Annotated in this window: 11 protein-coding genes; 8 read left to right on the top strand and 3 right to left on the bottom strand. The window is 63.1% G+C overall.

Annotated features, from left to right (window positions below; all coding sequences use genetic code 11):
• Positions 1-32: 32 nt before the first annotated feature.
• Genes HMPREF2736_RS01250 through HMPREF2736_RS01260 form a run of 3 tightly spaced genes read left to right on the top strand, consistent with a single transcriptional unit; the run spans position 33 to position 3,693 of the window.
• Complete coding sequence (locus HMPREF2736_RS01250; protein ID WP_070828717.1) at positions 33-1,271, top strand: hypothetical protein; 1,239 nt, start codon at positions 33-35, stop codon at positions 1,269-1,271.
• A gap of 25 nt (positions 1,272-1,296) precedes the next feature.
• A complete protein-coding gene (locus HMPREF2736_RS01255; protein WP_083322938.1) occupies positions 1,297-2,421 on the top strand; it encodes a trimeric intracellular cation channel family protein in 1,125 nt (374 codons plus the stop codon).
• Complete coding sequence (locus HMPREF2736_RS01260; RefSeq protein WP_246815298.1) at positions 2,422-3,693, top strand: D-alanyl-D-alanine carboxypeptidase family protein; 1,272 nt, start codon at positions 2,422-2,424, stop codon at positions 3,691-3,693. It begins immediately after the preceding gene.
• Here the strand turns inward: HMPREF2736_RS01260 and HMPREF2736_RS01265 are convergent.
• Positions 3,653-4,747: a YhjD/YihY/BrkB family envelope integrity protein gene (locus HMPREF2736_RS01265; RefSeq protein WP_070450414.1), complete on the bottom strand. Its 1,095-nt coding sequence runs from the start codon at positions 4,745-4,747 to the stop codon at positions 3,653-3,655. The genes HMPREF2736_RS01260 and HMPREF2736_RS01265 overlap by 41 nt on opposite strands.
• 139 nt (positions 4,748-4,886) lie before the next feature.
• Here HMPREF2736_RS01265 and HMPREF2736_RS01270 point away from each other — a divergent pair, with 139 nt between their 5' ends.
• On the top strand, positions 4,887-5,246 hold the full coding sequence (locus tag HMPREF2736_RS01270; protein ID WP_070828718.1) for a Cd(II)/Pb(II)-sensing metalloregulatory transcriptional regulator CmtR: 360 nt from the start codon (positions 4,887-4,889) through the stop codon (positions 5,244-5,246).
• Entirely contained in the window at positions 5,243-7,135 is a 1,893-nt protein-coding gene (locus tag HMPREF2736_RS01275) for a heavy metal translocating P-type ATPase (protein WP_070828719.1), read from the top strand. The genes HMPREF2736_RS01270 and HMPREF2736_RS01275 overlap by 4 nt, the downstream gene beginning before the upstream one ends.
• A gap of 38 nt (positions 7,136-7,173) precedes the next feature.
• Here HMPREF2736_RS01275 and trpS read toward each other — a convergent pair whose 3' ends face one another.
• Positions 7,174-8,184, bottom strand: coding sequence for a tryptophan--tRNA ligase (gene trpS, locus HMPREF2736_RS01280; protein WP_070570522.1), 1,011 nt, complete (start codon positions 8,182-8,184; stop codon positions 7,174-7,176).
• Between the two features lie 73 nt (positions 8,185-8,257).
• Between trpS and HMPREF2736_RS12120 the strand changes: the two genes are divergently transcribed.
• Both HMPREF2736_RS12120 and HMPREF2736_RS01285 read left to right on the top strand, forming a co-directional pair.
• Positions 8,258-8,422: an RNA helicase gene (locus tag HMPREF2736_RS12120; RefSeq protein ID WP_099046257.1), complete on the top strand. Its 165-nt coding sequence runs from the start codon at positions 8,258-8,260 to the stop codon at positions 8,420-8,422.
• A 2-nt stretch (positions 8,423-8,424) separates the two neighbouring features.
• Positions 8,425-9,111, top strand: a complete 687-nt coding sequence (locus tag HMPREF2736_RS01285; protein ID WP_070828720.1) for a type 1 glutamine amidotransferase — start codon at positions 8,425-8,427, stop codon at positions 9,109-9,111.
• Between the two features lie 19 nt (positions 9,112-9,130).
• Here HMPREF2736_RS01285 and HMPREF2736_RS01290 read toward each other — a convergent pair whose 3' ends face one another.
• Entirely contained in the window at positions 9,131-9,508 is a 378-nt protein-coding gene (locus HMPREF2736_RS01290) for a holo-ACP synthase AcpS (RefSeq protein WP_070422877.1), read from the bottom strand.
• Between the two features lie 121 nt (positions 9,509-9,629).
• Here HMPREF2736_RS01290 and HMPREF2736_RS01295 point away from each other — a divergent pair, with 121 nt between their 5' ends.
• A complete protein-coding gene (locus tag HMPREF2736_RS01295) occupies positions 9,630-11,282 on the top strand; it encodes an acyl-CoA carboxylase subunit beta (protein ID WP_083322939.1) in 1,653 nt (550 codons plus the stop codon).
• Positions 11,283-11,289 lie beyond the last annotated feature (7 nt).

The raw sequence follows: 11,289 nt of genomic DNA on the forward strand, positions 1-11,289 counted from the left end.
TGCTGGCTGTGAGTTGAGTAGACTCTCACCCCATGAGTACCCGCGCGATCCTTCCCGTGAAACTGTCCCTGACCGAGGGCGACTTTTACACCCTGTGGGCCCCAACCTGGAAAGAGAAGGGCACGCAGTGGCAGGCCTTTCTTGGCGACGACCAATCGGTCCTCGCCTTCAACTCCCCCGAGGAGCTTCTGGCCTACCTCAAGACCAACCCGTCGCATGACCTGAGTGACCACCCAAAGTGGGAGGCGTTTCACACTCAGGGCGACGACCGCGTCGTGCCGGGTGACAAGCAGTACTACGACATCATTGGCGCCCCGAACTTCCTAGCGGGTCGTCCGAGCCACGAGAACGTCTCGTCGCTGGCACGCGTCTTCCAGGTGTCGCGTTCGCTGGCCGAGGTGGCCAGCGCTGAGCATGCGCAGATCTTCTTCGCCTCCCACTCCATTTTGGGCAACGTCAACCGTGGCGCGGACCACTACGCGGGCGAGAACGGCATGTCTGAATGGTCAGGTGTGGGCCGCGTTGTGCTGACCAATTGGAAGCAGGTTGTGGAGTCGCTGGATGAGGTGGTGCGTGTCGTCGATACGCAAGATCTCGATGCGAACGAGGTTGCCGCAGCAACCACCGCTATTGCTGAAGCACAGGAAGCACGCGCAGCGGCTGAGGAGCAGCGCCGCGCCGACGAGCAGGCACAGGCCGCCGCGCAAGACCCCTACGACTCCTCCGTCTGGGGCCTTGCTGGCATCGACCCTGTGAAGGTCTCCATCCAGGGCCAGAGCGTGTACACGCTGCGCACGTACCTGAACGGCGCGCCGGTGTTCTTGGGTAAGTACGGCGAGATCATCACCTTCCCGTCCACGAAGCACCTCGGCCGCTGGATTTTGGAAAACGACGACCACGACCTCGCAGGCGTGTCCACTTGGCAGGACATCCTCAACGCGGCAAACGCTGGTGATCTCAAGGTGGAGGTTCACCCGGACAACTCCTACTCGTTTAACGGCATCGCCGCCGACATTGCCAAGGGCACCGACGCGGTAGACACCAAGCAGATGGCCAAGGCCTACGAACTGCTCGCGGACGCCGCCGACTGGGCGAAGGACGATTCGCTGAACTCCCTGCTGCTGGCCAACCCGCGCATGCAGGATTACCTGGCGTACATGCTTGGCTCCACCCGCGCCGCCGGTTACGTTCCGTCCGCACCGTTCACCGATAAGGCAGAAGCGTGGACCGAGATGGAAAACCAGCTGATCAAGCGCTTCTCCAAGTTCTAAGACCTGAGGTTTAGAATGGTCGGCTATGGCAGTGGACCAGGTCGACCCCCTCATCAACGCCATCTATCACTGGATGGACATCTCCGGCGTGCTCCTCATGGGTGTCATTGGCGGCACCCTGGCACGCCAACTCGGCTACGACATCGTGGGGTTCTTCTTCATCGCGATGCTCTCCGCGCTCGGCGGCGGCATGCTGCGCGACGTGCTGATCAACGAGGGCACCGTCGCAGCGATGAGCCAGCCCGAATACCTGATCCTTGCGTTTACCGGCGCGTTGATCGCCAGGTTCACCTACTTCAAGGGCCGCGCATGGGAATTTTTGCAATCGCATGGCGACGCGTTGGTCTCCGCATTGTGGGCGTCCACGGGTGCGTCGAAAGCAATCCAGTACGGGCTTCCGGTTGTGCCCACCATCATGATGGGTGTCTTCACCGCGACCGGCGGCGGCATGATCCGCGACGTGGTCACCGGCCAAGAACCGTCAGTGTTTGGCGGTAACCAACCCACCGTGCTGCCGGCAGTGGCGTGTGCAGTGATCACGCTGATCGGCAACGCCACTGGCTACCTCGCCTGGGGCATGATTCTCGGACCTGTTGCCAGTTTCGCCCTGTTCCTGTTCGGCTACTACGGCAACTGGCGCATTTCCACCGACTCGGAGTTCGCTCCGGTAAATACCACTGTGAACGCGACGGCGACGCAGGTAGCCACGCTTGCGCGCAAGGCTGAGAACAAATCACGCGCGGTGGCCCGCGAGTTGGAGCCAACCCGTGTGCGCTCCTGGCGCCACCGCCAGATGGAGAAGGCGTTGCAGCGTCGCATCGATGCGGAGATCCGCAAGGGCAAGCGCCCGGCGCAGGCGATGAGCGATGCGGATGATTTCCTCACCGAGTTCACCACCCAGTTCCCCGCTATTGATGCGGAGATGCTCGCAGAAGCCACGGGAATTGACACCCCTGTTGAAGACGAGGGGCTCCTCGACGGCATCGGCATGGATCTCTCCGGCGATTCCTACGATGACCAGGTAGAACCAGATCCGGAGGAAACTGAGGCGATGCATGCTGACATGCTCGATATCATTCTTTCCGATGAGAGACTTACCGACGAGCTCATCGACCGCCTCGTCACCCGCTACAAACAGAAGGGGTCCTAAATGATCAAGCGCACGTTGGCAGCAGTTCCGGTGGTGTGTTTGAGCATGGGGCTGTGCTTGACAGCGAACGCGCAAGACGCCGAAACCCCCGCCCCAACCGATGCCATCGAGCCGGCCGCCCCCACCACCGGCTACTACGACGACACCGGCAACTGGGTCCCACCCAAGCGCGACAAAGCACCCGATACCGATAACTGCCCGCAGGCAACCTGGCCGCCGGAGCCTGTCTCCACCTCAGAACGGGCCACAAGCACGCCGGACGCGTTGCCGGTGACCTACGACGGGCCGTGTGGGGTCAGCGTCGCCGACGGTTACGAGGTTCCGCAGGACGTGCTCGCATCCGCGTGGCTGGTGGCTGACCTGGATTCCGGCGACGTGGTGGCGATGAAGGATCCGCACGGACGATACCGTCCGGCATCGATCATCAAAGTGCTGTTGGCATTGGCGGCGATCGACGAACTGCCGCTAGACCAGAAAGTGCCGGTATCCGCCGAGTCCGCGGGCCAGGAAGGCTCCGCCGCAGGCATCGGCGAGGGCGGCGACTACACCGTCAACGACCTGCTCCACGGTCTGCTGTTGGCCTCTGGCAACGATTGCGCCCACGCGCTCGCCCAGGCGCTCGGCGGCAACGAGATGACGCTTTTGAAGATCAACGAAATGGCCAAAACCCTCGGCATGACCGATACCCGTGCCACCTCGTATTCCGGCCTGGACAGCGCCGGCATGTCCACCTCCGCGTGGGATATGGGCCTGGCGTACAAAGCGGCGTTTGCGAACCCCACGTTCGCGGACATCGTCGCCACCGAGTCCTACAAGTTCCCCGGATTCGACGACTTACCAGCCTTTGAGCTGTGGAATGACAACAAGCTCTACCTCAACGACCCCGACGGCATCGGTGGAAAAACCGGCTACACCGACGACGCCAACCACACCTTCGTCGGTGCGGTCAACCACGATGGCCGCCGCCTCGTCGCCGTCGTCCTCGACACCACTGCCCACGAACACCGCGCCTGGGAACAGGCGCAGATGCTGCTGCATGCGGCGTATGGGGTGGACGGTGTCGTCGCAAAGCTAGCGCCCCCAGAGACCAACACCCCTGAAACGACGAAGGCCGCCCCCTCCCCCACGCCCGAAGAGAACTCCGGTGTGGAAGAGGAGACGGCCTGGAACCGTTGGTGGTCCTACCTTGTCGTTGCGGGCGTTGTGGCCCTTGCGTTGCTTGCCGCTGTGGTTAGTCTCGCGTCAGCACGGAAGCGAGGCCAACGCCGATAGCGCCAAGCGCGGCGCCGACGCCAAGCGCCTTGCCGGTAGACGCCGACTTATCGGTGTTACGCACCGCACCTGCACGGATGTTGATCACGGCCGGCTCCGGAACCTCCGCCGGGGCTGCGTCCAGGGACTCCTGCGTCGTCGCAGTCCATGCTGCAACGTAGAGCACCACGCGCCAGATCAGGTACAGCACGACCATGAGGGTGATGATCGGGCCGAAGATTGCACCCGCCGGGTTACCGGTAGCGGAAGAGATCACCAGGCCTGCGAACTGCTGCAAGATGGCGAAGATGACCGCGCCGAGCAGCGCACCCTTCAGACCTGATTTCACCGGCACCTTCGTGCGCGGCATGTACATGTTCACCCACAGCATGACCAGGAAGCTGGCCAGCACACTGACCAGGAATCCAACGACCCACACCACGAGGCGCGCGCCCGGGAAATCACCGATGCCAAGGCGCTCCATTGCGGTGCTGGTCCAGCCGGACACGCCAACCGCGGTCACGCCTGCAGCCACCACGAACAGGACAATGAGCACGATCAGGCCCAGTAGGTCGGCCAACTTCTTCGTCACAAAGTTGCCGCCCTCGTTCGCATCCACCTTCCACATCGCGGACACACCCACGCGCAGGTTGTTCATCCAGCCCAGGCCAGACCACAGGGTGGTCAGCAAACCAATACCAGCGACGGCACCGCGCTGATCAATAGCAGCATTGACCAGTTCATTGAGCATGTCGCCCAGATCGCCGTCCACGGAGGAGGTGATCTGGTTTTCAATCTCCTGGATCAAATCCGGCCGAGCGCTCAGGAAGAAACCGAGGCCGGCGAAGATCAGCATGAGCAGCGGAAACAGCGACAGCACCGAGAAGTACGTAATGCCACCGGCAAGCTGGTTACCGCCTTCTGAACCGAAGCGCTCGTTCATCCGCAGCACGTGAGCCGCAGCGGGCGCCTTCTCCTCTACTTTCGCCTCTAGGCCTTCTTGCTGTTGCTTCGAGGCGCGCTCGATTCCTTGTTCGTCGGTGTACGCCTTACGCGGCGATGTCGAGGTTGCCATCGACGGACGTCCCTTCTAAACGGATGTGCTTTACCGAACACATCGTAGAGGAGCCTGCGAAACGGCGTAGCGGGGGCGGAGGCAGTAGCAGACTCCTCACGCCTTGCGCCAGTTCAGTAGCCACTGTACAGTTCAGCGCATGCTGACCATTGCTTCACGCCTCGACGTCATGAACCGGCTCGGCCGGGCCATGGCGGATCCGACGCGTTCCAGAATCCTGATGACACTACTCGACGGCCCGAGCTACCCGGCCGTGCTTTCGCGCGACCTGGACCTGACCCGCTCGAACGTCTCGAACCACCTGACCTGCTTGCGCGACTGCGGCATCGTCGTCGCCGAGCCGGAGGGCCGCAAGACACGCTACGAAATCGCCGATCCGCACCTCGCGGCAGCGCTCGACGCGCTGGTAAACGCGACGCTGGCTGTCGATGAGAATGCCCCGTGCATCGACCCTGAGTGCTCGGTGCCCGGCTGCGGCGAGAAGGGAGCGGACGCATGAGCTCGGCGTGTGGATGCGAACACAAACCCGCCGCGGAGGTCGAAGAGCTCGATCGGCCATGGTGGAAGGACCCCGAGTTGCTACTGCCGATCTTCTCCGGCATAGCCCTCTTCATAGGTCTGGCGCTGGACTGGTCCGACTTGGAGACACCCGCGACAGTACTGTTCTGGGTCGGCCTGCTGTTGGGCGCTTACACGTTCGCACCTGGAGCGATCCGGAACCTTGTCACGAAGCGCAAGCTCGGCATTGGCTTGCTGATGACGATCAGTGCGGTCGGCGCGGTGATCCTCGGTTACATCGGAGAGGCCGCGGCGCTAGCGTTCCTGTACTCGATCGCCGAGGCACTGGAAGACAAGGCGATGGACCGGGCCCAGAGCGGACTGCGGGCACTGTTGAAGTTGGTGCCGCAGACCGCGACGGTGCTGCGCGACAGCACGGCGGTCGAGGTCGCAGCGAAGGACCTCGTGGTTGGCGAGCTAATGCTCGTGCGCCCCGGGGAACGAATCGCCACGGACGGCATCATTCGTTCCGGACGATCCAGCCTTGACACCTCAGCGATCACCGGAGAATCCATTCCGGAGGAGGTCGCACCCGGCGACGAGGTACCCGCGGGAGCAATCAACTCCGCCGGTGTGCTGGAGATCGAGACGACCGCAGCTGGAACGGACAACTCGCTGACCACCCTCGTCGACCTGGTCGAGCAGGCACAGGCGGAAAAGGGCGACCGCGCCCGGATCGCCGACCGGATCGCCCAACCCCTAGTGCCCGGGGTGATGATCCTGGCGGTGCTGGTCGGCGTGATCGGCTCGCTGCTGGGCGACCCCGAGACGTGGATCACCCGTGCGTTGGTGGTTCTGGTCGCAGCCTCGCCGTGCGCGCTGGCAATCTCCGTGCCGCTGACGGTCGTGGCCGCGATCGGCGCGGCCAGTCAGTTCGGAGTGGTCATCAAGTCCGGCGCGGCGTTCGAGCGGCTCGGCGGCATCCGTCACCTGGCGGTGGACAAGACCGGAACCCTTACCCGCAACCAGCCCGAGGTTACCGGCGTGGTCCCGGCGGACGGATTCGATCGGGCGCAGGTGCTTGCTTTCGCGGCGGCAGTTGAACAGCAATCGACGCACCCCCTCGCCGCGGCGATCGCGGCAGCGGCGCCCGAAGCGCCCACCGCCTCGGACATCAGCGAGGAAGCCGGGCATGGCATCGGCGGCACCGTCGAAGGCCGACGAGTGCTGGTGGGCAGCCCCCGGTGGATCGACGCCGGGCCATTGAAGGCAGACGTTGAGCGCATGGAGTCCGAGGGCCAGACCTGCGTCCTGGTCACCGTCGATGACACCCTCGCCGGGGCGATCGGTGTCCGCGACGAGCTGCGTCCCGAGGTTCCCGAAGCCGTGCAGACCCTGCACGCCAACGACGTGGAAGTGAGCATGCTCACCGGCGACAACACTCGCACCGCCCGGGCGCTGGCTGAAATCGCCGGAATCGACGACGTGCGCGCCGAGCTGCGACCGGAGGACAAGGCAAACATCGTCGCCGAACTCTCCTCCAAGACGCCGACGGCGATGATCGGCGACGGCATCAACGACGCGCCGGCACTGGCAGGCGCGACGGTGGGCATTGCGATGGGAGCGACCGGCTCTGACGCCGCGATCGAGTCCGCTGACGTCGCCTTCACCGGCCACGACCTCCGGCTGATCCCGCAGGCTCTGCAGCACGCCCGCCGAGGCAGCAGGATCATCAACCAAAACATCGTGCTGTCTCTGGCCATCATCATCGTGTTGATGCCGCTGGCGATCACCGGCGTGCTGGGCCTAGCCGCCGTGGTGTTGGTTCACGAGGTCGCCGAAGTCATCGTGATCTTGAACGGCCTGCGGGCCGCACGAGCGAAGCGCTGAGGCTACGCCGGAAACGGACCTGGCTCCGCCGCTAGCCCTTAGCGCTTCGGCGCTAAGAACCCAACCTTCTCGTACACGTCCTTCAGCAGCGGCGATGCCACCTCGCGGGCGCGCTCGGCACCGCGGGCGAGGATGGCTTCGAGTTCGGCACGATCCGACATGAGTTCGTCGTAACGCGCGCGCAGCGGCGTGGTGAACGCCTCGAGCGCATCCGCCGTATCCACCTTCAGCGCGCCGTAGCCTTGGCCTTCGTAGCCGGCGACGATGTCGTCGATCGACTTGCCTGTCAGCGCCGACTGAATCACCAGCAGATTGGACACGCCCGGCTTGTTTTCCTTGTCGTAGGCAATCACGCCATCGTTGTCAGTCACGGCGGAGCGGATGCGCTTGGCGGAGGTCTTCGGCTCGTCCAGAAGATTCACAATGCCCTTCGGGTTCGCACCCGACTTGGACATCTTCGACGTCGGATCCTGCAGGTCGTAGATCTTCGCCGCACCCTCCACGATCATGCCCTCCGGCACCGTGAACGTCTTGCCGTAGCGGGAGTTAAACCGCTCCGCCAGCGTACGCGTGAGCTCCAAGTGCTGACGCTGATCCTCACCCACCGGCACCAACTGCGGCGAGTACAGCAAAATATCCGCAGCCATCAGCACTGGGTAGGTAAACAGACCAACCGACGTGCGGTCCTGGCCCTGCTTGGCCGACTTGTCCTTGAACTGTGTCATGCGGCTGGCCTCACCAAAACCAGTCAGGCACTGCAGTACCCAAGTCAGCTCGGCGTGCTCCGGCACGTGGGACTGCACAAACAGGGTGGAACGCTCCGGGTCAATACCCAGCGCAATCAACTGCGCACAGCCAGCAAGCGTGCGGTGGCGCAGCTCTTCCGGGTCCTGGTCCACCGTGATCGCGTGCAGATCGGGGATAAAGTAGAACGCTTCGTAGCCGTCCTGCAGGTCAATCCACTGTTTCAGGGCACCCAGGTAGTTTCCCAGGTGGTAGGAGTCGGCGGTGGGCTGGATTCCGGAAAGCACGCGTTGCATGCACCACATATTAACCCGATGCGCATTCGAGGGAACCGGGGGTTGTTTACTCGCTACGATGAAGCCCACGAAAGGAGCAGCGATGACTGTGAGTAACCGCCCTGAGACAGTTCAGGATGTTAAGGGAGAACGTCCGCCCCGTGGCCAGATTGCTTTTGCAAAGCTGATCCTCAAGAGAGAGCGCGAGGGCAAAGGCAAGATCCGTGTCACTGATGAAATGCGTCGCGTCGCTTCTTTTGACCTCTGACCATGCGCATCACTGTTCTCCAGCCCGACCCGATCAGCCCGCTCCAGCGCCTCGATCCATGGCTCGAACGCGCCGGCGCTGAGCTCGATGTCGTCGATCTCAACCAAACGCCACCGCGTATCGACGACACCACCTCCGCCCTTATCCTCCTCGGCGGTCGCACCAACGCCCTGGACACCGAGGCCGCACCTTGGCTGCCCGCCGTCCACGATCTCCTTCGCGCAGCTCATTCGTCAGGCATGCCGGTGCTGGGTATCTGCCTTGGCCACCAGATCATCGCCGACTGCTTCGGGGGCGAAGTTTCCGTCGGCTTAGCCAGTCAGGACGAAGAGGGCGCCGCACGAGTGTCGCTGACCGAAGCTGGTCTTGCCGATCCTCTTTTCGGCGTCCTCGATCCCGAATTGGTTGTGGTCGAATCCCACCACGATGCAGTGGTGTCGCTCCCGCCCGGCGCGCAACTGCTCGCCTCGAGTGCCCGCTGCCCCATCCAGGCGATGCGTCTCGGTTCCATCGTCTCGGTGCAGTTCCACCCCGAATGCTCCCCCGATGTTGCAGGTCAGTGGGCCGCGCGCAGCGGTTACGATGCCGCTGCCGTCACCCAGGAGCTTTCGCTTCACGACGACCACCTCACCCACACCGGCCGCACCCTTGCAGCTGGCTTCGTCCGTGCCGCCCAGGCGTGGCGGTAAGCCTTCCGGCCAAGCGCCCCTAGTCCACGATCACGGTGGCAATCGCATAGTCGCCGTCGTGGCTCAGGGAGACGCTTTGGACGTGGGGGCCTAACCGTGCGACCTCACCGTGCAACTGGACCACAGGTCGCCCGAATGCGTCGTTGACTACTTCTATCTCGGCGAAGTTGAGCTCGTCCGGGGTGATAAGCGGGGGCTGGCCGATGATCGTTTGGGACCAGGCTTTGATGTAAGCCTCCTTTACCGCCCAGCGTCCGGCGAGCGATGCAGCACGATTCGGTTTCGTGTTGCACGTGCGTATCTCGCGGTCGGTGAACACAGAACCGAAGGTAGAACCTGGGAATTCCATTTGTTGGGCGAACGAGGAAACGTCCACGAGGTCGATGCCGATATGCATGGTCAAAGCCTAGTTTCTTGAATGTCCATCGGGGGTTTGCGTTCGTAACAGAACCTGCTGTGTTGCTGGGAGTTTACCTACCGACTAGTAACTTACGGATTCGTAGGTTTAGAATGCCAGCATGCCAAATACGTTTACAGGTGTACATCAGACTGAAAAGGCAGCGGTTCCGGCGCCAAGCCCGGCACCGGCGACCACAGCCCAAAAACACGATGACCTCGTGCAACGACGCACCGAAGCGGCCGAGCCGATGGGATCAAAACCACTGGAGAAGGTCCGCGCAGCAGGCAGACTGACCGCACGTGAGCGCTTGGACTACCTCCTGGACGAGGGCTCGTTTGTGGAGTTCGACCAGCACGCCCGCCACCGCACCCATGACTTCGGGATGCAGGCGAAACGGCCGGCAACGGATGGCATCGTCACCGGATTCGGCACGATCGACGGACGCGAGGTCTGCATCTTTTCCCAGGACGGCACCGTCTTCGGTGGCGCGTTGGGTGAGGTCTACGGCGAGAAGATGACCAAGATTCAGCGTCTTGCCGTCACCACCGGTCGTCCACTGATCGGCCTCTATGAAGGTGCAGGCGCCCGCATCCAGGACGGCGCGGTATCGCTGGACTGGATCGCGCGAACCTTCCTGCACAACATCGAAGCCTCCGGCGTGGTCCCGCAGATCTCCGTGATCATGGGCGCTTGCGCCGGCGGTAACGCCTACTCCCCCGCACTGACCGACTTTGTGGTCATGGTGGATGAGACCTCGAAGATGTTCGTCACCGGCCCGGATGTGATCAAGACGGTCACGGGTGAGGAGATCTCGCAGGAGGAGCTCGGCGGCGCCTGGATCCACATGCAGCAGGGCGGCAACTGCCACTACGTTGCGGAATCCGACGAGGATGCGCTCGACTGGGTGGCTGACTTGCTCGAGTACTTGCCGTCGAACAACCGCCAGAAGTCGGCGCCGCGCTCGGCAACCCCAACCGATGCAGAGGCAGATCTCCCCGACGCCAAAGCGCTGGATTCACTGATCCCAGACTCGCCGAACACCCCTTATGAGGTCCGCGACGTGATTGCGCATATCGCGGACGACGGCGAGTTCCTGGAGGTCATGGAGCAGCGCGCTGAAAACGTCGTCACTGCGTTTGGTCGGATTGAGGACCAGCCGGTGGGCTTCGTCGCTAATCAGCCCATGGTGCTCGCAGGCTGCTTGGACATCGACTCGGCGGAAAAGGCCGCGCGCTTCATCCGCACCTGCGACAGCTTCAACATCCCGATTGTCATGCTGGTGGACGTACCCGGCTTCTTGCCCGGCGCGAACCAGGAGCACAGCGGCATTCTGCGCCGCGGCGCGAAGCTGCTGTACGCCTATGGCGAGGCAACCGTGCCGAAGGTGACCGTGACCATGCGCAAGGCGTACGGCGGCGCATATTGCGTGATGGGTTCGAAGGGCCTCGGCGCCGATGTGAACTTGGCCTGGCCTACCGCGCAGATCGCGGTGATGGGTGCGTCCGGCGCGGTCGGCTTTATCAACCGCAAAGACATTGCTAACGCCCGCGACTCCGGTGTGAGCGACGAGGAGCTCCGCGAACTGATTGCGCAGTATGAGCGCGACTACGAGGACGAGATGCTCAACCCGTACAAGGCCGCTGAGCGCGGTCTGATCGATTCGGTCATCCTCCCAAGCGAAACCCCTGCGGTTCTCGCAGCGCAACTGCGTTTCTTCCGTGACAAGACCGTGGCGCGTCCGATGCGCAAGCACGGCAATATCCCGCTCTAATCCCGCT

Source organism: Corynebacterium sp. HMSC036E10 (assembly GCF_001836265.1).
Taxonomy (GTDB): domain Bacteria; phylum Actinomycetota; class Actinomycetes; order Mycobacteriales; family Mycobacteriaceae; genus Corynebacterium; species Corynebacterium coyleae.